This window comes from Paenibacillus sp. FSL R5-0810 (genome assembly GCF_038002285.1).
Classification (GTDB): domain Bacteria; phylum Bacillota; class Bacilli; order Paenibacillales; family Paenibacillaceae; genus Paenibacillus_AQ; species Paenibacillus_AQ lactis.
This window is the reverse complement of sequence record NZ_JBBOCF010000001.1, coordinates 454,671-476,450: the sequence shown is the minus strand read 5'-3', so window position 1 is coordinate 476,450 and position 21,780 is coordinate 454,671. Positions and strand designations below refer to the sequence as shown.

The window sequence follows — 21,780 nt, the reverse complement described above, 5'->3', positions numbered from 1 at the left end:
AACAGACAAAGAAACCCGCTTCAAGAAGCGGGTTTCTTTGTATTAGTACTGGTCCATTCGGAGCGCCCTTCGTTACACCAAGCCCTTCTTCATTCCTTGCAAAACAAGCTGCGCAAACAGGCTGTTGGACCAGGCAAACCAGGAACGCGTATACTGATCCGGGTTATCGGCGTGGAAGCCTTCATGCATAAACCCGGTTCCTGCATCGGTAGTCTCCAGCATATCGATCATCGACCGGAGCTCCTCATCCGTCGAAGCCGTTAATCCCTGCATGGCGAGGGCCATATGCCACACGTATCCGGGCGGCGTATGCGGACTCCCGATCCCCTTGGCGGCTGATCCTTCATAATAATAAGGATTATCCTTGCTCAGGATGAAGCGGCGTGTATTTTGATAGATCTCGTCGTCTTTGTCCGCGAAGCCCAGATATGGTATGGAAAGCAGGCTCGGTGTTCCGGCATCGTCCATCAGGCAGTAATTGCCGTAACCGTCCGTTTCGTAGGCGTAGATCAGGCCATATTCGGGATGCCGGTAGGTGCCGTATAACCGGATTCCGTGCTCCACCTCTTCTTCAAGCTTCGAGATGGTGTTAACCAGTGCTTCGTCGCGGAACACCCATTTAGCGATGTCCTTCATTTGCCGCAGGGACACGACCGCGAACATAATCGCCGGGATATTAAAATGGAATTCGCAAGCGTCGTCGCTGGGCCGGAAGCCGGACCAGATCATTCCCGTATAATTGACCGGCATGCCCATGCCCTCGTTCCGGAGCGTATCGATCGGTGGGCAATTCCGGCGCTGGAAGCGGTAGGCTGAACGCTCGAAATGCCGCTGCTCAGTCTGCCAGAGGCGTATGATGCCTTCCATGCCCCCCTTGAACCGCTCGTCGAAAATATCGCTCCGTCCCGTATGGCTTGCATACATCATATGCCGCTTCACAAGCCCTCCGATGATCCGCTGCAGATCCGGATCCTCCTTGGCCAAAGGCACGTAATGGATCACCTGCTCGACGGAATCGCGCAGCCACATCGCCGGAATGTCGCCTGTAATAACGAATGTGGTGCCGTCATCCATCAGCTTCGTTGTCGTCTCCAGGGTGTTCGGGAAGCAATTCAAAAACTGCTGCAGCAGCCTTGGGCGATGCGCCAGCTTGACTCTGGCCTCCTCCATCGTCGCCTGAACAGCAGCCGGCAGCTTCATGTCCGGGATGTCAATCTTCGGGAGTTTGTATTGAATCAAGGTTTGTGATCCTCCTTGTTGTCATAAATATCTTCCAGTCGCTAGCCTTCAACCCGTAAGTTCACGGCTTCTCCCCGCTTCGAATCGGGACCGACCCGAATGCGGAATTCTCCCGGCTCCACAACGGCCTTCATGTCGGGACCGATCAGCTCCAACTGCTCGGGTCCGACCGTGAATGTCACCTCCCGGGATTCCCCGGCTTTCAGGAACACTTTGCTGAAGGCCTTCAGCGCCTTCTCCGGCCGGGTTACCGACGCGGCCAGATCGGAGACATACAGCTGAACGACTTCAGCGCCATCCCGAGGGCCGGTGTTGGTCACGACGATCCGGACCGCGGCGGAGCCGTCAGCCGGAATAACGGCAGGCTCTACGCTCAAATTGCCGTAATGGAAATCCGTATAGCTTAGCCCGTAGCCGAACGGATATTTCGGCTCCAGATCCGTTTCGAGATAACGCTTGCCACGGGTCCGCTTCGCATTGTAGTTGATCGGCAGTTGGCCGACCTCCTTCGGAATGGTCAGCGTCAGGCGACCGGACGGGTTGACGTCACCGAACAAAATATCCGCGATGGCGCTGCCACCCTCCTGACCGGGATACCATGCTTCGAGGATCGCCGGAATAAGCTCGTCGATCCACGGCTCGGTAATCGGTCGGCCGTTGATATAGACGACCACCACCGGTTTGCCGAGCTTATGGATTTCTTGCAGCAGTTCCAGCTGCACGCCCATTAAATGCAGGGTGGAGCGGTCGATGCCTTCTCCGCATTCCATATCGCTCTGGGCAAGCCCGGTTACGACCGAAGCGCCGGTTCGGAGATCGATCGTGCCTTCCCCGAAATCTCTCGCGCTGGAGCCGCCGATCGCCATCACGATGACATCGGCCTCCGCCGCGCATGCCAGCGCATGGGAGAAGCCCTCTCGGGAATCGCCTTGGATTCGGCATCCGGGCGCGTACAGAACGCGCGAGTCCTCATCCTCGCCAATGTATCTGCGGATCCCCTCCAGCACGGTTATGATCTGACCCGGCGGCTGCGGGGAGGTATAATCGCCGAGCTGGTTGTATGGCGCATTGGCGTTGGGTCCGATGACCGCGATTTTACCGGTCTTCGGGTTCAGGGGCAGGACGTTGCCTTCATTTTTCAGCAGGACAATCCCCTCGGCCGCTACGCGGCGGGCTAGCTCAATATGCTCCTCGCACCCGATGACCTTCTCCGCCCGTTCAGGGTTCGTATAGGGACGGTCGAACAAGCCCAGCCGGAATTTCATCGCAAGAACTCGGCCAACCGCCGTGTTCAGGTCGTCCTCGGTGATATGTCCCTGCTCCAATGCCTGCCGTAGATACACCCGGAACATCGATCCCGACATCTCCATATCGACGCCGGCCGTGAGAGCCTGTGCCGCGGCTTCCTCCCCGGAAGCGGCTGTATTATGGCCGCTCTTCAGCATGTCGATCGCGCCGCAATCGGTGATGACGAAGCCGTCGAAGCCCCACGCTTCGCGCAGCACGTCATGCAGCAAGTACCGGCTGGACGTGCACGGCACTCCGTCGATTTCGTTATAAGCGGTCATCACCGATTGCGCGCCCGCTTCGACGGCTTTCCGAAACGGCAGCAGATCGATTTCGTGCAGCTCGCGAAGCCCCATATGGACGGGCGCCCCGTTGCGCCCGCCTTCCGAGGCGCCATAGCCCGCGAAATGCTTCAGCGTAGCCAGCAGGCTGTCCTCCGCATCGAGGCGGTCGCCCTGCAGCCCCTGCACGGCTGCCACCGCAAACTCGGCCACCAGATGCGGATCCTCGCCGAACGTCTCCTCGGTGCGGCCCCAGCGGGGGTCACGCACAACGTCCAGCACAGGCGAGTACGTCGCTGCGCCGCCTTGGCTGCGGGTTTCGGCGGCAACGGCGCGGCACATGCTCCGGAACAGCTCCGGATTCCAGGTGCTTCCGATCGTAAGCGGAACCGGGAATACGGTCGCGCCGATCGCCATATGCCCGTGGGAGCATTCTTCCCCGAACAGAATCGGAATGCCGAGCCGCGAATGCTCGATGGCATAGCGCTGGATCACGTTGACCGCTTCCGCCCCTTCCCGCGGGGATAACCCGTTTTCAAGCGTCACCTCAGTCCATGGATCCGCCCGCAGCGTTCCGTATAAAGAGCCGATGCCGCCTTCCGCAAGCTGCTGCTTAAATTCGTCCGTCACCCGAATCGTACCGTCATCGCTTCGGGTATAGGCTTTCCAGCCGAACGGCTGAATGAGCTGACCGATTTTCTCCTCGACCGTCATTCGCGCAAGCAAGTCTTCCACACGCCGCTCAATCGGCAATGAAGCGTTCTTATAATTCATCGGGCACCTTCCTTTTTCATGAATGATTGAATGTCATAAGAATGTCTTAGTTGCTATCGTTATTTTTGTTAGGTTGATTTGTGATAACGTTATTACCGACTAGTCTACGTTCTTTTTTATCAGCCGTCAATGCGGGATTTATAATAGCTGCACCTCAAGCCAACCAAAGCTTGGGAGCATGAATAAAGAGGCTCGCCGGCACGAGCGAATCGGCCGGCGAGCCTCCCTTGGACGACGGACAGGTCTTTAGCAGCCGAAGCCGCCTCCCCTATCTACAAAAAGCCCCCTCAATCCGATTAATGGTATAGCATGGGCATGCGGTCCAGGTCTAATATCAGACCTGTTGATGACGCACGATCCGCACCTCTTCCGGACGATATACGGTCTGTACCTGCCCTTGGGAGTCGGCCGTGAACATAACGGTTCGCTCCCGTTCCAACGGAAACCGATAGGCCGCTCCGGAATCAGGGTCTCGTACCTCGATATCCGTTGTAACTCCATACTCGGAGATGAAGATGTACAGGCTGCCCCGTTCAAACGCCAGCTTGCGGCCGTAAATGCCCGGCAGCCCGCCTCCTTTCAGCCATTCCAGCTCCGGCGAAACGGCGGCCGCTTGAATCGCCTCCGAATACAATGCCTGAATCGGCTCCCAGCGCTCGTTCAGCTCGACCGGGAGCGGACACCAGATGAACCGCCCTGACCCTAATGGAACCGTAATCGGCGCAAGCTCGCCGTCCGGCTGCCCAGCGGGGCGATCCACCGCCAATGTGCCGATCTTCCGCTCGCCGAACGAAACGGCATAACGATCTCCCGCCAGCTGCAGCGTCTCTTCCCGAAGAACGTTCGCATGAAACGTCTCTCCAAGCTCCGACTGCAGGCGCTCCTGTGCCGTTCCCCAGTACGCATCGGTACGGAGCGGCCCGCTCCAGAGAACGGTGCTGCCGGCTCTTGCCAGCTCGAGCAGCTCCTCGAACGCCGCATCGTCGAAATTATGCGCGCTCGGCACGATGATCACCTTGGCCGGATGCCGCTTCAGATCGGCCAGCTGATATTCGCCGATGCCGCGCGGATGCACATTCATGCCGAAGGTAAGCGTACGCATGGCTCTTGTCGTTGCTTCATACGCCAGCTTTCGGCTCGAAAAATCGTTCGAATACGGAAATACGACCGCGATCTCCTCCAGCTGCCGGTTATCGTCGAAGATGCCCGCCGCTTCGTTCATAAAGCGTCCGAAATCATAGGACACGTCAGCCTCCGGCTTCTGCGTGCCGTCAGCCCGAAGCGCTCCGATGTTGGATTCGTTGGCGTTATCCATGAAGTAATTGATATTCCAAATCCACTGCACGGCCCCCGCTCCCCCGGTCGAAAAAGCGTAAGCATATTTGCGCTCCAGCATATTGCGCAGCTCCTCTTCCGTCCGCTTGGCAATGCCGTCGGGACGCTGCACGTGCATGATACCGGTCTCCTGGACCAAATTCGGCTTGTCCGGCGTCTTCGTGAATATGCCGTCCCATGCGAGATGATCGTTCTGCCACCAGGAATGGACCGTCGTATAATCGACGACGGGGCCGTAGAAGGACGGCGACGGACGCTGGGAGCAGATGCCCTCATCCTGCCCGACCGTAACCAGCTGGTTCGGATCGCAGCGGCGGATCGTCCCGATCAGCTCGGAGGCCCAGCGATTATGCATGTCCATCGTGAACAGCGTGAAATCCAGCCACGGCCCCCATTTCTTCGGCTGCAGCACGCTGTTGAACAGCTTGTCGTCCGGACTCGGAGCCATAGCTGCTTCGAACGAAGGGAGCTCGCCCGGCGTCATGTTCCAGCGCTCCTGGAGCAGCGCAATATCGCTGCCGTGCCGCTGCCAGAGCCACTCGGTCCATGCCTTCCGCTCGAACCGGTCTCCGATCGTCACCGGACCTTCAAAGATCCGCTTCGGATCGAACAGCGAAGGCTCGTTGATCAGATCCCAATGCACATTGGTCGTCCCCTGGTGTCTTGTCACGATGGAAGCCACGAATCGCTTCTGTGCCTCTACCGAGCGCGGGTCCAGGTACGGGTTCACGCCTTCCCATGCTTCCGGTGCAAACGAGAAGAAGGTAAAGGTCACCTCCAGCTCATGCCGTTTGGCAGTCAGAATAAAGGCGTCGATCGCCCGCATCACATCCTCGGCCGCATGGCCGTCGGCGAACATGATCATCCGGTATCCGGTCCATATCCCCGTCCGGATCAGATTGATGCCGGCCCGCTTCATCTCGGCCATATCCGCATCCCACCGCTGCACGTTCGGCAGATGGAGGAACTTGCGCGCAACGTCGGAGGTCATATACGTCATACCGACAATCGGGACGGTTCGGCCGCCGCGGCGGAAATAGTCGCGTCCGCACTCCAGCCGATCTCCAGCCTGCAGCAGGGAGCGGTCGACGCCCCATACCGCCTGGGTCAGATTGCGCTGTTCACCGGACTCGGAGACGGCTTCGCACGTGATCCGGTAAAGGCCCGGTTCCAGCCGCACGGGGATGGATAAGCGAAGCTGCTGTAGATCCCGCTGCAGCGCGCCGGCTTCGGACCTCGCCTGCCCGGACCATACGGGCTTCCCGGAACCGTCCTTGATGAGGCGTACCTCGAACTGCCATGCCTGAGCCGGAACGGACGTCCGCGACAGCGCCTGCAGCTGAATCGTCACTTGCGGCGATTCGCCCGGCTCATATGCGGCATAGTTCGGCTTCAGCCAAAGCTCGGTCACGCCTCTGCCGGCATATTCAGCCAGCTCCCGCAGCGCGGCCGCACCTTCCGCTTCCCAGAATATGGCCTGCAGCTGCTGGTTGATCAGAACCCAGCGGCCCCCGGCATAATCGCCCTTGTGCTGCTCCAGCATCACCACCGGAGCGCAGCGCTCCCGCTGATCTCCGTCCTCGCCGATCAAGAGCGGCGAGATAACGGCGTCCATGGGACCGCATGCCCCCATCTCGGCGGGAATATCGCTTGCCTTGGTTGGATGCAGCGTCAATCCCCACGTCGGTTCAATGCCGAACAGCTCCTCACGCCCCTGCAAAATCGGAAATTCGGCAGATGCCTTCAGCTTCCTTACCCGCGACACATCCACCGCCAGCGCGTCGTGAATATCCATCCGCTGATGATAAGCCAGCTGCTCGCGTTCGGCATGCCACGATCCGTTCAGCTCGCGGACCGGCCGCCGAAACGGCACGCCACCCGCATGGACCAGACCGCCGCCGTCCTTCAAATGGGATTCGATCGCCTCCCAAGCCGCTTTTGGAAAATATGGCCCGTGAAGGTGAATCAACGTATCCCAGCCGCCTTCCGATAACCGACCGGCTAACGTCTCGGCGCTTGCGACCTCCGTCCATTCCTTCATCCGCTCCAGCGCGTCCGCGGTTGGCCGCTCGCCCGGATACGGGAACTGCTCGTCGTAAAATAACAGCGTTCTCATCATCCTTTACTCCTTTCCGGCTCCGTCTCTCGGCTGGCCGTCGGCGTAGACGGATGTCCCGCGCGTTCTCGCCCAATCGGCAATTCGGGATGGATCTCCCGTCCACAGACGCTCCCGTCCCCACTGGTTCGTCTCGGGCCGGCTCTCGCATTCGATGCGGATGACCGGGAACAGCTCGGTCGGACGCTCCTTCGGCAGTCCTTCGATCCAGAGCACGTCACCCTCCTGCCGGAAATCCAGCTCCTGTCCTGTCGTGAGCAGCGTTACCCGGTTTACGGGCGTGATGAGATCCGCCAGCCGCAACACCGGTCTTCCGTCCCAGAACCGGATAATGAGATACAGATGATTGTCCTTCATGGTCTGCCGTCCGTAGGTAATAAACTCGGTCAGGTTTCCGCCGTCCGAGCCATAAATCGCCTCGCCGTGCACCTCCAGCCATTGCCCGATCTTGAGGGCACGCTCGACGAACGCAGGAGGCAGCTGCCCATCAGGCTGCGGCCCGACATTGAGCAGGAGATTGCCGCCCACCGTGCCGCCCTTCTCCGCGCACTCGCACAGCATGTCGAGCAGTACATCGGCCGGACGCCAGCGTTCGCCGTTCGTATAGCCCCACAGCCGCCACGTCGTCACCTGGCTGGACTCCCAGAGCCGCTTCTGGTCCGGGACGATGACATGCTCGGGAGAACCAAAGTCGCCCAGCACCTCGGAATCCCCGGATCCGCCGCCTCCGTCGGCATGCAGCTTCTCCTCCTCGGACAGCCCTAGACGGTTATTCACCAGAATGTCGGGCTGAATCGACTTCATCCGCTCCACCAGCTTCACGCTGTCCAGGTCCTCGGCCGTTCTCGGCCACACCCCGTCGAAGAAGAAATGATCGATGCGTCCGTAATTCGTAACGAGCTCTTCCACCTGGGTATGCAAATAGCGCTTCATGACCTCCCAGCCTTCCGGATCCTTCTCCGGTCCGTCGAAATAGGCCGGGATCCGCCAATCGATCCAGGAGTAGTATAAGCCCACCCGAAGCCCCTCCGCTCGGAAGGCGTCGGTGAATTCCCGGACAAGATCCCGGCCGGGAGCCTGCTTCGCGCTGGAGTAATCCGTCGTGGCTGTATCCCATAGGCAGTATCCGTCATGATGGCGCGTCGTCAAGCATGCATACTTCATGCCGGCCTTCCGGGCCGTGTAGGCCCACAGCTCGGCGTCAAAAAACTCCGGATTCCACTCACAGGCCCTCCGTGCATATTCGTTCTGGTCCAGATGCTCCCGGAACAGAACCTGCTCGCCGCGTCCGTATTGGGCATACGGCCCGAAATGAATGAACATGCCGTACCGGCTTTCCGTAAACCATTTCCACCCTTCCCGGATGGCTGGCGCCTGATTGGTCATTCTTCATGTCCTCCTTAAGGCTGATCCGCCGCTTGGCAGGTCAACCGCGATTATGATGGGTTCGCCTCGATAAAGAGGCTTGGTATGAGCTTTACTCTATCCCGTAGAGGCCTGTCTTGAACACTTTACTTTTGAGGGAAAACTTCGAAAATGGCCAATATCGATCGATTGAAGTCTCATTTCCAGGCAGCCTGCTTCATGATTCGCACCACCCAAAAAACAATCCCTCGTCCGGCTGAAGCCGGGCGAGGGATTGCCTTGTTTCTAATGGATGTGTCGCACCCCAGGTGAGGAGCGATTATTGCTGACTCGCTCTCCATTCATCGAATTGCCGCTTGTATTCCGCCACGACCTCGTCAAGACCCGCAGCCTTCATGGAAGCAAGCATTTTGTCGTAACCGTCCTCGTATTTCACAACCCCGTGCATGACCGGATAGACGCTCGTCTTCAGCTCGGCAATGCAGTTGGCGTACTGGGAGGCGACATTCGTCGGATCAAAGGTGAAGCCGATCGTAATACTGTTCACGGCATCGTCCGCGATGGTTGTACGGCGTTCCAGACGCGCCGGGTCGGTATTCGTCGGATACCGGTTCATCTCGACGTGACCAAGCAGCCAGTACGGCAGCTCGTACGTCGGAGAACCGTTCTCGTTCTTGGCGAGATAATCCTTGGTATTCTTGCCGGTATCCTTCCAATGCACGTCCTTCACGCCGCTCTGCACGAGATCCATGTTCTCTTGGCTGCTGTATACCCAATTCAAGAACTGAATGGCGGCTTCCGGGTGCGGAGACGTTGCCGATACCCCGTTCGAGTTCCGGATCGCATACGATCTGAACTTCGGCTGGTCAGCCAAATAGTAAATATCCAGCTTGGCATCCGGGAAGGATTGAAGGATGGCGTCGCTCAAGCCGACATCCCCCGGACGGTACAGATAACGTCCGGCCAGTTCTTCCTGGTTGATGACTTCCGTAGGCGTCGTCAACAGATCGCTCATGATCAGTCCGCGCGCATAGGCTTCGTTCATGTACTGCACGTCTTTTTTGAACTCCTCGGTCTCAAGCCAGGACTTCACGTTCCCTTGCTGGTCGATGTAGATCATGTTGTCGGCCACCGTAAACGGATAGGTGTCGTAGGTCGTGTGCAGGAAGTAGGCAGGCTCCTCCAGCATTTTGATATATACGTTCTTGTTGTCCTGCGGCCAGTTCTTCTGCAGCGTCTCTGCCGCATCGAGCAGCTCCTCCGGCGATTTCGGCGGCGTCAGGCCATTGGCCTCAAGCAAATCGGTCCGGATCGTGAACATGCCGTCATTATAAGCGGTGTCCGCCCAGAAGTTCGGCACGTAGGTGATCTTGCCGTCGATTTTCGCGGATTCCCAAATCCAGTCCGGCATGGAGGCTTTCAGCTCGGTGCCGTATTGGTTCAGGAGATCGTCGATCGGAATGATCCCGCCCGTCCCGGCAAGCACGGTCGGCCCTTTCGTATCGTGCATGATGGCGATCAGCTCGAATTCTTCGCCTGTGGACATCATGAGGTTGGTCTTCTGATCCCATACGTCCCATGCGATGTACGTCGGTTCATACGTAAGGTTCAGACCGTCGGCCTCAAGCTTTTCGTTAATCGCTTTAACCGCGGTATCCAAATCCTGCGGCGCGGTGCCCGGGAGCAAGTACCGGACGGGCAGCTTCTTCTCTCCGCCGCTCTCCCCGCTTGCGGAGCCCTTCTCCCCGCCGGCATCTCCTCCGCCGGAGCAGCCCGCGATCACGGAAATAATGAACATCGCGGCCAACCACATTGCTAGCGCTTTCCTTTTTTTCATGCCTGTCTCCCCCTGACTTCATTTGGTTTGGTCTTGCGGTACGGTTCCTATCTTAAGGAGACATCGGCGATTGCGTATACTTCAAAATGATCGATTTCGCCATTTTAAAACACTTGAAGAGGCTGTTCAATAAGTCCTCTATCCATCATGAACCAGGTCAGGAAGCCACCAGAACTTCAATTTTTGAAAATGCACTATATACGGTCCGTCACTGCGCTTTTTTCGTCTCAATCGCATGCTGGCTTCGGAACTGCGCAGGCGAGATTTGGTAATGCTTTTTAAACAGCGTATAGAAATAAGTCGTATTCAAAATGCCCACCTTCTCGCTGATCGATTGCACCGACTCCTCGGTGCTCACGAGAAGCTCTCTGGCTTTCTCCAGGCGGACGGCATTCAAGTAATCGTTGAACGACAGCTCGCAATGCGCCTTGAACAGCTTGCCGACATAGCTTCGGGACAGCTTGACCTCGCCCGCCACCTGCTCGAGCGACATATCCGGCCGTGCATAGTGCTTTCGCACATACATCTGAATGAAGTCCACGACCTCGGCATGCCGCACCGCGCCCGACTCCTCGGACAGGCTGCAAAGCCGCAGGGCGAGCTCCTTCAAGGCATCCGCGGTTTCCTGCAGCGTCTGGAAACGGGTAATGCGCCGCGTGAAGCCAAGGAACAGCTCCGCACTCTCCCGGCTCTTCACCGTGTGGACATTGAGCTGCTTGTACAGACCGCCGATGAACTGATTCATGAAAAACATTACTTCATGGTAGTTGTAATCCCGGATCTCCTTGATCCACAGGTCAATTTCCTTCTCCAGCTTGTCCCGCTGCTGCAGCTTGATGGCCTCGATGATCCGCTTCTCCCGCTTGTCCGGATACTGCGCATCCGACCGCTCCTTCTCCGCGGCGACGACCGGATCGCAATGGAACAGCCTGCCCTTGCCTTCGAAAAACCGCTGCCGGAAGCAGGACTGCGCGTAATCGAACGACTCACGCAGCTCCTCGTACGTCTGCGCGGCCGTTCCGATTCCTACCGTGACGGATACGCGGAGCGTACGGAGCATTTCGCCCTGCAGTTCCTCCAGCATGCCGGTTACCCGGATCGGCGGCCGGTTCTGCTTGATCGGCAGAATAACCGCTACGACGCCTTCCCCGACCGCGGCCACCCACGCTCCCTCCGGCTCCAGCATCTGCTGGGCAGCCCGGGCGACGGCGGCGCAGGAATACGATTGCAGCTCCCCGTCCTCACCGCCGGGCGAGCCGTCTTGGCTATCGAGAAGGAGGGCTGCCGCCAGGAAAAACGGCCCCTTGCCGTCTCTGGCCAAGCGCCGGAATGCCGTCTCATCGCCGCCGCTGAGCAGCTGCAGCACCTGGGCCTCTCGGGCGACCGAAGCTTCGGATTCCATCGACCGCATTCGTTCCGTCATCTCTGCGTAGGTCGTATCGAGGATAGCGAATTCGTTGATTTGACGGCGGTTTTCCTTCATTTTCGGAAGGGGAATCATCTTCTCCAGCAGGTGGCGAATCGGATTGTACGCATGATGGGTCAGCCAGATCGACAGGAAGATGCTGACGACAAAGCAGGCCAACGCAAGGATCAACGCCGTCGTTCGCAAGGTCTGCATGTTGAACAGCAGATTTTGATATTGGCTCACGCTGATAAACGTCCAATTCATATCCTTCGATTTGACGTAGGTGACAATGCTCTTGCTGCCGTCGATGGAGCGGGTGAAATAGCCGCTTTCCGAGGTGGAGGACAGAATGGACTGCACATACGATTCCTGCGAAATATCCTCCATGAAGCGGGCCCGGTCCGAATGGGTAATGATCGTTCCATGATCATCAATAACATACAGCGAATCCACCGCTTCGTTCCGGTATCCGCCAATGAGCTCCTGAATGGTGGAGGTGCTCATGTTGATCACAATGGCGCCTTTGGAGCTAAGCGGCGAATAGTAGCTCGGAAGAAGGACAAAGGTTAGCACGTCTTCGCTACGGCTTGGTGAACTGGCGACCGATATCCTGCGCGGGAAGAGGTGAAAATACGTCGTATTCTTGCTGTTGATCTCCTCAAGCAGCTCCTTCTCCTGCTCCTTGGTAATCCCTTTCGTGTTGAGATACGTATTGTTCGAGCCGTTATAGATTCCAATGGAATGAATGAACGGGTAAGTGGACTGAATTCGGTTCAGCGTGCCGAACACGCCGTACTGCTTGAGCGGATCGGCTTTTTTATCCAACAAGGCGTTCACGATCTCCTTGTCGCTGAGCAGCAGGTTGCCGACATTATAGATCTGATCGCGGATGACGCTGGATACGGCGCTGTTCTGCTTCAGCATCGACTCGGAGATTTTCCCGACCTCCTTCGCGGTGCTCCAGGAGAACATCGTAAACAGGACGACGGTTACAAGGGCAATCATGGCTGCCGTAAGCAAAACAAAACTGAGAAACATGTTGCGGTACACTGCATAACGGAACAATCGCTGCCGGATCATATTCTCCCCCCTTGCCATTTGTCTTTTATGAAGCATGGACTTCCATCTAAAATCCAACAACATCGCTGTCATTATATGTAATATCTATGTCAGATTATTGAAGCAATCAACCCACCGGATCGCTGGGTTCGGATCCGCATTTTACTCTCATCTTACATTTGCAGCGTGCATTCATCAATATGAAAACGCATTCTTATAATTCAAAGCTTTCCATTCCATCTTTGGCCTCCCTGCTCAAACCCCTTATAAAATCAGGCTTTTACCGCTATTCTTTCAATCTGGAGGCGCAGACCTGAATACGAAAATTCGAAGTTTTTTCCCGTTTTTAAAGTCCGCTTCCTGCCTTCCAATCCGCTCAAACTCCATTTTCATAGTTTACGGGTCACGGCAACTCTCTTTACACTCGAAACAGAACTGCTGACGCTTGCAGCCCCATCATAAACGAAAGGACGTGCCTCCTATGAAAAAAAGCCGCTCCGGCTTTCTGCGTGAAATCCGCTCGAACGGCTCCGCGTACCTGCTCATCGTACCGGCCGCCATCTATACGCTGGTCTTCGGCTATTTCACGCTCCCGTACATGCTTATCGCGTTTCAGAAATTCAACTTCAAGACCGGGCTCTTCAACTCGGACTGGGTCGGCTTTGACAATTTCAAGTTCTTCTTCTCGTCGCCCCGGGCATGGGAAGTCACCTTCAACACCCTGAAGCTCAACTTCTTGTTCATTATCGTCGGAACCATTGCCGCTATGGCGCTGGCTATCCTGTTCAACGAGCTTCGCAGCCGCTGGTTCTCCAGGGTGACGCAGTCCACGATTTTGTTCCCCCATTTCTTGTCCTGGGTCATTGTCAGCTACATTATTTACAGCCTGCTGTCGACGGACTACGGCATCCTGAACCGGATCCTGGCGTTCTTCCATGTCGATCCCGTCAACTGGTATGCATCGCCGAAATATTGGACATGGATCCTCACGATCGCGGCGGTCTGGAAGGACCTCGGGATGAACCTCGTCATTTATCTGGCCGCCATCACGGGCATTGACGACAGCTACTACGAAGCCGGGCGGATCGACGGCGCTACCCGCTGGCAGCTCATCCGCCATATCACCATTCCGCTCATGCTGCCAACCGTGTCCATTCTGACGCTGCTGGCGCTTGGCAAAATTATGTACGGCAGCTTCGATATGATTTATGCCATCGTGAAGGACAACGGCCTCCTGTATCCGACCGTCGATGTCATCGACACGTACGTTTTCCGTTCCCTTCGCACCATCGGGAACCCGGCACAGGCGATGGCTGTCGGCCTGTACCAGTCTGTGGTCGGCTTCATCCTCGTGTGGGGCAGCAACAAAATCGTGAAGAAGGTGAATCCGGACCATGCGTTGTTCTAATACGAGCCGGAACCGTTCGGAAAGGAGCGAATACCGATGACGTCCAGACCTAAATTGTTCAACACCGTAAACGCCGTTCTGATCGGCATCATCTCCATCCTGTGCATCTTGCCGATGCTGCTCGTGCTCATGGTGTCCTTCACCGATGAAGCCAGCATTAAACAATTCGGCTACCAGCTGTTTCCGACCGAGCTGTCGCTCGATGCCTACAAATTGCTCCTGTTCGGCAGCACGCCGCTGTACCGGAGCTATATGATCTCGATCTTCGTCACCGTGGTCGGCACCATCCTGGCCGTAACGATCACGTCCATGGCCGGATATACGCTTGCCGCCAAGCACATCCGTTACCGCAACCGGCTCGGATTGTTCTTTTTCATCACGATGGTATTTAACACAGGGCTTGTCCCTTGGTACCTCATTAACCTTAATCTTGGATTGAACAACACGATCTGGGCGCTGATCATTCCATCGCTGGTATTCAATCCGTTCAACCTGTTTCTTGTGCGCAATTATATGTCCCAGATTCCTGCCTCCCTCACGGAGGCTGCGAAGATCGACGGCGCCAGCGATTTCTATATCGCGTTCCGGATTTTCTTTCCGCTGTGCATGCCCGTCCTTGCGACGATTACGCTGTTCTACGGCATCGCCTACTGGAACAACTGGTTTAACGCCATCATGCTCGTGGATAACGAGAAGCTCTACCCGCTTCAGTACCTGCTGTTTAAACTGAACTCGGAAATCAGCATGATCCAGCAGATGCAGAGCAGCGGTGCCATTCTCGGCACCCAGACGCTGCCGCAGGAATCGGTCAAGATGGCTACTGCCATTCTGACGATCGGTCCGGTGGTGCTGTTCTATCCGTTCCTGCAGCGGTATTTCATCAAAGGCCTGCTGATCGGCTCGTTGAAGGAATAGGGCAGTGATTGATACAATGCTGCTCAGATGCAACAATAAAGAGGCTAACCGCTATGGCGGTTAGCCTCTTTATGTCGTATTGAATGAGACGGGATTGAACAGCGAGAGACGCCTCATCCTGCTTCGATCTCATTTCCGCACTTCGGACAATATTGGTACAAATCATTGTCGATGGATCTTCCGCAATAAGGACAAAAGTTGAAATCACCTTGGGGAACCGGCAAGTCGCCCTTATGATCCTGCCTCGAATCTTGACCAACATATCGATCGAAGGGATCTGGTTCGTTATCCGTAATATCGTACACCGACATGCGGTTAGCGCCCGTCGCATTTTTATAATGGAAAATCCCTTGCACAATTGCGATGCCGACAAAGACAATCCCGAAAATGACTATGAATACAGGAGCCCCCATGTTCGCGGCCGAGATCGTCCAGAACACGCCGAACAGCCCAACAACAACGCTTCCAGCCGCTCCCATGGCTGACGGCCCACGTCCTGGCTTTATGCTCCGCATCTATCTCCCCCCCTCTCATCGACACGCCTCACTTCATTAAAAAGACAAGGTAATCCGTCATTACCCCCTGATAACCGAAGGATCGAAGCATGGTCGTTATATTGCCTCTATGATAGGTTCCGTGATTCACGACATGCTGAAGGATCTCGGCGATTGAATTTTCCATTTGCCGTCCACTTGCCATCGTATACGAGACCTTCTTCTCCGAATCGGTCAGCGATGATACGTAATCGCGAATTTGCGACTGTAATTCGTCCATCTCCTGGCGCGCTTCCTTAAGATCCGTGAATGCTTTCTTTGCGAAGGTCGAAACCTGTTCTTCTTTGATTCTGTTTAACCATATGTTATCCGCAGAGACGAGGTGACTAACCACTTCGGCAATGGATTTAAACCCTAGATCGACTTCCCTTAAGAAGACTTCGCTTGGCAGCGTGTCAAGATGATCCATCACTCGCTCGTTCGCCCATACGTTGTAGTCATATAGTTGGATCAGTTGTTTGTTCATCACTATCACTCCTTGGTGAGAAACTATTAACATTCCAATCATTACCAAACCACCCCGACCTTAAAATGCCCTTATCTTGGGCGGAGGTGGTTGTGGTTAGAGCTTCTTCCATGATTATACATCTTGAAGGGCGCCGAAGTATAGACAGTGGAACATGGACTTCTCACAAAAAAAGACCAGGTAAATCGGTTTCTTTCTACTACTTCTATTAAGCAAATCAGCCATCGTTAAAGAACGAAGGATGCTACAGTCTAAGCACCATCCATTCCTCATCAAAGTATTGGCCTTCGAACTTAAGGGCATTTCGCTCTAATCCAAACGTCTGAAATCCGATGGACTGATATAATTGCTTAGCAGGATGATTATCGGAGACGACCGTTAAATTAATCTGTTCGATCCCTTCCGCCTCCCTGGCTCTTCGAATCAGTTCCTCCATCAATTGTCTTCCGACCCCCATTCCCCGCTTCTCGGGAATCACATACATTCCAAACACATTGCCCTTATGTAACGTCTTCATGCCGCTCTCTCGCATAAAGGTTACGATTCCAACTAGTGATCCATCCTCCTCAAAAGCCCCTAAAACAAATTTATCCCGACTCGGTTGTATTCTTTCCGTTACCGTTTCCAGAGAGAACTTCACTTCCCGATCGTAGGTGGAGCCAAACGCATGGGGATCCCTTCTTAGCCCGTCTAGTCGAACCTCTTGATATGAGGGAGCATCCGCTCCATTTAACACGGAAATCTTCATGATCTTCTGCCTCCTTGCTTTCTACTTCTCGCAGCGTATTCCAGAAAGGATCGGCTCTACTTGATGGAGCCATTGATGCTTATTGTCGGCAAGTAGAGTGTTCCAGCCGAGCTTTATAGCGGGGATCAGATTCTTTTCTTGATCATCGATATAAAGAACCATGGGATGGGAGGCGCCATAATCATCAAAATATTGTGCTACATGGTGATATATTTGGATATCTGGCTTCGATAAGCCTACTTGATTAGAGATGGTGATGCTTTTGGTATGAGGCTCGATTTGGTCAAGAATCGGTTCCAGCCATTCCTTACAATGATTGCTTAAAACATGAATATCTGCGATTTGGCTCCACTGCCCTAAGGAGTGAATGGCAGGAAGCGGCTCCAGTGACTGAATCAGCAGCTTCCGGGCCTCTTCTCTATTCACCCATTTGATGCGGTTGCATAACCAAATCCAAAAATCGCCCTCACTGAGCTTCCCGGTCCAAAGATCTTTTCGCACTTCGTCAAATTGCTCCCGAATACGCTGAAATGAAAGTCCTGACTCTCCGAATATCGCTGGCCAAAAAGTCGATGAAAAATTGCTCACCAATACCCCCGCTAAATCTAATACGAGCTGAGGCTTACCATTCACGGTTTCTGCCCCCTTTATTTTATATGTAACCTTTGAAAAAGATTGGGGGGCATGGAGCCTGCTAATCTTCGCCTCCCTCTAGTTCCGCTGCATTGCGGTCTAACTATAGTCCTCGATGACCCTTAGCTTGTCATCCTGCACAAGAAACATTGATCTTCCTGTAAGTTTCAAAGATTCCCCGGCTTTCATCCCATTCGGCAGATCCACAGCCAATACCCCTTCGTAATCCACCTCAATCTCAGCTTTATCACCTGTAATCGTGATCTGCTTCATGATCTGGCATCTTTGTGAGAATATCGTCAGAGACTGTTCAGCTAAGGCACGAAATTGCTCGATTCCTTTAGTTTCCGTATCTACTACACCGTCACGAACATTTCGAAATTCAATGTCCTCATGCAGATGCCTGGTCATACCTTCAACATCAAAGGAGTTATAAGCATCCAAATAATTTTCAATGAGCGATTGAACTTGAACATCTCCCATTAGAGAATCCCCTTCCCCTATCGAGTAAGATTAGCAATTTGATGGTTCTGTGGGGGAGACGGCCATATTTGGGCCGCTCCTTAAAGCTCCAGCTTTAACGACTTATAATTATTTCTCATGTACATATATCCTGAATATACGGTTAAGATAGCTGCCATGAGCATGATCGTATAATCAACCCGAAAGCTCGTGATGTATGTAAATGGATCATTGCGTAACAGCACAGCTGCAATTCCAATAACCTGAAGGACTAGCTTGAGTTTCCCATGCTGATCAGCGGCGAGCACGATTCCTTTCGCAGCAGCCATGATGCGAATCCCGGAAACAAACACCTCTCTCCCGATAATAATCAAAGCAATCCATGCTGGGATCAACCGCTGTGCGACCATTACGATCAAGGCAGCTGATACTAATAGCTTATCTGCAAGTGGATCCAATAATTTTCCTAGATTCGTAATCTGGTTATATTTGCGGGCAATACACCCGTCTAATTTATCCGTAACCGATGCAATAATAAATATGGATACAGCCCAGTAACCCCCATACTCGTTCAAATATTGAAAGACTACGGATTGATTCACCAACCAGGAAGGATACGGCTGGCAGGCCAAGAAGAACAGAGGGATCAAGCCAATCCTTAATAACGTTATTTTATTGGCAAGATTCATGTCCCAGCCTCCACTTCAACGATGCCAACGGCCGAATAAGGATAGTCAATCTGCTTCTTTACCAAATCCGCAGTTTCCGTTCCAGCGAATAATTCAATGACATAGACCCCTAAATCGATAGATGTCGCTACGCCTCCTGCTGTTATAACTTTACCATCCTTCACAATCCGGGACTTGACTACTTCCAAGCAGTAAGGTTCCAGTAGGCCATAAACATTAGGATGGGTGGTGGCTTTCTTATTCTTCAAGAACCCTGCTGCCCCCCACAACAAGGATCCGGTGCATACCGAGACTTTGTACTCAACGGATTCGGCGGTCTTGATCCAATCCATGAAATCCTTGTCATGTATGAGCTTTCTGGTTCCCATTCCTCCCGGAAGGAATACGAAATCATATTCAGATAAATCAGGCCTGATGACATACACCTTTACCGTCATTCCAAGTTCATCCGTAACCTCCTCGGTCAAGCCGCAAATATCCCACGTTGTTCCTTGGGACGAATCAAACTGATTAAGACGATAAATCACGTCATAGAATCCAACAAAGTCTAGAAAAGTAACGCCATTAAATAACACTAAGGCAATTCTCATCATATCCATCCTCTCTTATGGTCCAACTACTGGAGCAGACCGAGGCTATGTATTTCAGATTACATTAGAATACATTGTTATAGGAAGCAAAAACTTCCTCACCCTGCATTATTTAATGGTGTCATATAAATCAACTTCAATATCATTGATCCCGTCATGCCCCCATTCATCTGATATCTCCAGATGCCATGCCCGATGAATCCGCTCGAATTGATGATCATCGATCCATCTATGCAGCTGCTCATAGGTGTTTCTGATTTCATGGTTGGGCCCTCTATGTGTGATAACAGCATATTTTTGTTTAGGGACCACTAAAGAAACCATGCCTTCAGGGATCTCATTAATTTCACTTACCTCGACACATACCCAATAACCATCTTCCTCTTCGGAGTAATCTCCAACAATAAAAGCCCCTACAAGTCTCGCCGGATGGATAACTTCTTGGATTTCGCCCAGCCTGTACCTGAGCATAACAGAAGCTTTGGGGATTTCATTGGCATATTGATCACCAGGACAGACTACCCGTATTCCAACCAGCTTTTTTTCATCAAGCTCGACTACTTTCATGGAATGACCTCTCTCCTAATCGCGTTATTCAAACGGACCTTTTACCTGATCAATCATTTATTACAATTGTATATCCTCGTAATGCTCAACGACCGGGAAGGGATCATAGTAATGGTGAAGCAGTGCTTTACATTGTTGGTATTCCTGCGACTCTCTAAAACCAACGGTATGATCCTCCAAGGAATCCCATCTAACGAGCAATATATATTTGTTCTCCACTTCCAGACATTTTTGAAGCTCGTGATGGATATAGCCCTTCATACCAGAAATAATATTTGATGCTTTTCTAAAATCTGCTTCGAAATCCGCGCTGAGTCCTGGTTTTACGTTTAACATAGCTACTTCAAGGATCATACTATCCCCCCCCTTTTTTACTTCATTGGACCTCGTTTATTCACTTCAGGAAGCCGTTAAGTCGCTCATTTTGTTGTTCTTCACAAAACATAATCCGATTTCCTTCACTATCATTGACCGCAAAGAACCTTGGACCATTAGCTCCTTCAATAGGCGAAACAATATCTACTTTCTTGGATTTCATAAACGCATATGTTGCTTCAATATCATCCGTATCGAAGAAGAATAGATGATTTTCGCTTGGCTTGATCTCATCCCGATGTATGCTGTCGAGCAAAAGGCTCGTGTTTCCTAATGGAATCGAGTAGATCGTTTTTACATCAGGATCCGTATTCCGGGTATACTCCTCATCTTTGGGTAACCCCAGGATTTCACGATACCATTCAACCGCTCTAGGCATATTATGTACAATGACAAATACCGCTCCAATTTGTTTTTTCACCGGACTCAAGGTTTTCATATTTATTCGCTCCCTATGTACGTTATTTAATAACTGTTCCCTTAACGCGCCTTCTCACCACACTGCAGCTAATCCAATTGAATGTTTTCTTTTAATTCTTCGTATGCATCAGCCAACCAAGGATGAATCACCTTCAAGGTTTCTTTTCGTTCCCATAAGTAATTGATATATGTAAATGCGCCGTGTGTTAGGGATTCCTGTAAATTCTTTTTCAGTTCATTTAGATAAGGAGGCGTTCCTTTCTGATCCCAGGAGATCTTGTCGGCGACAAACAAAACCTGGTCAAGCAACGTGGAGTTGGACCTCAAGGTTGTATGGCAGCCAACTGCATTTAATATTTCCTCATCTGTAACATGAAAGACTTGTTCCGCCATGACCTTCGAGATTTTCTGGTGAATAATCATTGGATATTTTTCTTCTTCAGGTAATACGTCAATGGCTAATTGTCTAGCTGCATCGATTCTGGCATGGTTCGGAAAAACTACGCTAATGTCATGCAACCAACCTGCCGTCTCGGCCGCGACCGGATCGGCATCAAACAATAATGCAAGCCTCCTAGACTCTGCCCCAACATCCGAGCAATGCTTAGCGGTTTCTGAACACTGATTGAGTGTAAGGAATTGCTGAATATCTGTCTTCAAATCTCCTGTAAAATGGAGATGTTCCGTGAATGGCTTGAAAATAGGATGCATCGTTCGAATCCCTCCCAAGAAATGAAAAGTATGACTTGTATTCACTATTTCATTGAATAATGCATTACCAGAAAATCAATCTCCTGACCCGAAACCTTACTCTTGAATGACTGGCCTTTAATGAACCCAACACGTTCATACACTTTAATGGCTCGTTCATTGAATGCTGCTACAACTAATTGAACATCTGATTTATCATACTCGTCTTTAATAAAATCAAGACTGCTTATTAAGAATTGTTCACCGTATCCCTTCCCCGTCAGTTCCGGCTTTAGACCCAGGCCAAAATCGATGTATTGCTCATCATTATAAATGCCAATTTGATACCCTCCCGGTACACGCGCCGAGTTACCTGTACATATAAATCCTATTAATTCATTTGCGTAATCCAAGACATAGAAGTAGTCACCATTCATAAACTCGGATATATCGTCCAAACCTCCATCCATACTGTATAGAGAGTAAGGTTCTTCATATGTCCATCTGGCGATTAATGAGGCGTATTGCTCTGTCATTTTTAAAAATTGAAATGATGACATGA

The 21,780-nt window shown here is 52.8% G+C and carries 20 protein-coding genes; 2 read left to right on the top strand and 18 right to left on the bottom strand.

The features are described 5' to 3' along the window. Positions 1 to 72: 72 nt before the first annotated feature. The 6 genes from MKX76_RS02135 to MKX76_RS02110 form a co-directional block, all read right to left on the bottom strand. Positions 73 to 1,239: a glycoside hydrolase family 125 protein gene (locus tag MKX76_RS02135; RefSeq protein ID WP_341032874.1), complete on the bottom strand. Its 1,167-nt coding sequence runs from the start codon at positions 1,237 to 1,239 to the stop codon at positions 73 to 75. Positions 1,240 to 1,280: 41 nt separating this feature from the next. Next, positions 1,281 to 3,581, bottom strand: a complete 2,301-nt coding sequence (locus MKX76_RS02130) for a glycoside hydrolase family 3 N-terminal domain-containing protein (RefSeq protein ID WP_341032873.1) — start codon at positions 3,579 to 3,581, stop codon at positions 1,281 to 1,283. A 334-nt stretch (positions 3,582 to 3,915) separates the two neighbouring features. Next, positions 3,916 to 7,032 carry a glycoside hydrolase gene (locus MKX76_RS02125; RefSeq protein ID WP_341035013.1) on the bottom strand — a complete coding sequence of 1,039 codons (3,117 nt, stop codon included), beginning with the start codon at positions 7,030 to 7,032 and terminating at the stop codon, positions 3,916 to 3,918. A 6-nt stretch (positions 7,033 to 7,038) separates the two neighbouring features. Beyond that, on the bottom strand, positions 7,039 to 8,418 hold the full coding sequence (locus MKX76_RS02120; protein ID WP_077567323.1) for an alpha-L-fucosidase: 1,380 nt from the start codon (positions 8,416 to 8,418) through the stop codon (positions 7,039 to 7,041). Between the two features lie 298 nt (positions 8,419 to 8,716). Next, the gene (locus tag MKX76_RS02115) at positions 8,717 to 10,234 is read right to left on the bottom strand and encodes an extracellular solute-binding protein (protein ID WP_341032871.1); all 1,518 of its coding nucleotides are present in this window, start codon (positions 10,232 to 10,234) and stop codon (positions 8,717 to 8,719) included. Between the two features lie 208 nt (positions 10,235 to 10,442). Beyond that, entirely contained in the window at positions 10,443 to 12,722 is a 2,280-nt protein-coding gene (locus MKX76_RS02110) for a helix-turn-helix domain-containing protein (RefSeq protein ID WP_210094768.1), read from the bottom strand. Positions 12,723 to 13,182: 460 nt separating this feature from the next. On the opposite strand from MKX76_RS02110, the gene MKX76_RS02105 reads away from it, so the two are divergent. Together MKX76_RS02105 and MKX76_RS02100 are read left to right on the top strand one after the other, a co-directional pair. Further along, complete coding sequence (locus MKX76_RS02105) at positions 13,183 to 14,109, top strand: ABC transporter permease (protein ID WP_007127911.1); 927 nt, start codon at positions 13,183 to 13,185, stop codon at positions 14,107 to 14,109. A 36-nt stretch (positions 14,110 to 14,145) separates the two neighbouring features. Then, the gene (locus tag MKX76_RS02100) at positions 14,146 to 15,024 is read left to right on the top strand and encodes a carbohydrate ABC transporter permease (protein ID WP_144872022.1); all 879 of its coding nucleotides are present in this window, start codon (positions 14,146 to 14,148) and stop codon (positions 15,022 to 15,024) included. Between the two features lie 113 nt (positions 15,025 to 15,137). Here the strand turns inward: MKX76_RS02100 and MKX76_RS02095 are convergent, their stop codons facing one another. The 12 genes from MKX76_RS02095 to MKX76_RS02040 form a co-directional block, all read right to left on the bottom strand. Beyond that, on the bottom strand, positions 15,138 to 15,539 hold the full coding sequence (locus MKX76_RS02095; RefSeq protein ID WP_341032870.1) for a zinc ribbon domain-containing protein: 402 nt from the start codon (positions 15,537 to 15,539) through the stop codon (positions 15,138 to 15,140). A gap of 28 nt (positions 15,540 to 15,567) precedes the next feature. Next, positions 15,568 to 16,044 carry a DinB family protein gene (locus MKX76_RS02090; protein ID WP_341032869.1) on the bottom strand — a complete coding sequence of 159 codons (477 nt, stop codon included), beginning with the start codon at positions 16,042 to 16,044 and terminating at the stop codon, positions 15,568 to 15,570. A gap of 244 nt (positions 16,045 to 16,288) precedes the next feature. Beyond that, the gene (locus tag MKX76_RS02085) at positions 16,289 to 16,792 is read right to left on the bottom strand and encodes a GNAT family N-acetyltransferase (RefSeq protein ID WP_213614527.1); all 504 of its coding nucleotides are present in this window, start codon (positions 16,790 to 16,792) and stop codon (positions 16,289 to 16,291) included. A 21-nt stretch (positions 16,793 to 16,813) separates the two neighbouring features. Beyond that, positions 16,814 to 17,425: a hypothetical protein gene (locus MKX76_RS02080; RefSeq protein ID WP_007127906.1), complete on the bottom strand. Its 612-nt coding sequence runs from the start codon at positions 17,423 to 17,425 to the stop codon at positions 16,814 to 16,816. Between the two features lie 99 nt (positions 17,426 to 17,524). Continuing rightward, complete coding sequence (locus tag MKX76_RS02075) at positions 17,525 to 17,908, bottom strand: nuclear transport factor 2 family protein (RefSeq protein ID WP_007127905.1); 384 nt, start codon at positions 17,906 to 17,908, stop codon at positions 17,525 to 17,527. An 80-nt stretch (positions 17,909 to 17,988) separates the two neighbouring features. Continuing rightward, on the bottom strand, positions 17,989 to 18,576 hold the full coding sequence (gene pgsA, locus MKX76_RS02070) for a CDP-diacylglycerol--glycerol-3-phosphate 3-phosphatidyltransferase (RefSeq protein ID WP_007127904.1): 588 nt from the start codon (positions 18,574 to 18,576) through the stop codon (positions 17,989 to 17,991). Next, entirely contained in the window at positions 18,573 to 19,166 is a 594-nt protein-coding gene (locus MKX76_RS02065) for a DJ-1/PfpI family protein (RefSeq protein WP_007127903.1), read from the bottom strand. Before MKX76_RS02065 ends, pgsA begins: the two co-directional genes overlap by 4 nt. Positions 19,167 to 19,274: 108 nt before the next feature. Continuing rightward, positions 19,275 to 19,733 carry a GyrI-like domain-containing protein gene (locus MKX76_RS02060; RefSeq protein ID WP_007127902.1) on the bottom strand — a complete coding sequence of 153 codons (459 nt, stop codon included), beginning with the start codon at positions 19,731 to 19,733 and terminating at the stop codon, positions 19,275 to 19,277. Positions 19,734 to 19,793: 60 nt separating this feature from the next. Beyond that, complete coding sequence (locus MKX76_RS02055) at positions 19,794 to 20,087, bottom strand: antibiotic biosynthesis monooxygenase family protein (protein WP_007127901.1); 294 nt, start codon at positions 20,085 to 20,087, stop codon at positions 19,794 to 19,796. Between the two features lie 40 nt (positions 20,088 to 20,127). Continuing rightward, complete coding sequence (locus MKX76_RS02050) at positions 20,128 to 20,547, bottom strand: VOC family protein (RefSeq protein WP_007127900.1); 420 nt, start codon at positions 20,545 to 20,547, stop codon at positions 20,128 to 20,130. A 68-nt stretch (positions 20,548 to 20,615) separates the two neighbouring features. Continuing rightward, a complete protein-coding gene (yqeK, locus tag MKX76_RS02045; RefSeq protein ID WP_007127899.1) occupies positions 20,616 to 21,239 on the bottom strand; it encodes a bis(5'-nucleosyl)-tetraphosphatase (symmetrical) YqeK in 624 nt (207 codons plus the stop codon). 44 nt (positions 21,240 to 21,283) lie between these two features. Beyond that, positions 21,284 to 21,778, bottom strand: coding sequence for a GNAT family N-acetyltransferase (locus MKX76_RS02040; protein WP_007127898.1), 495 nt, complete (start codon positions 21,776 to 21,778; stop codon positions 21,284 to 21,286). Positions 21,779 to 21,780 lie beyond the last annotated feature (2 nt).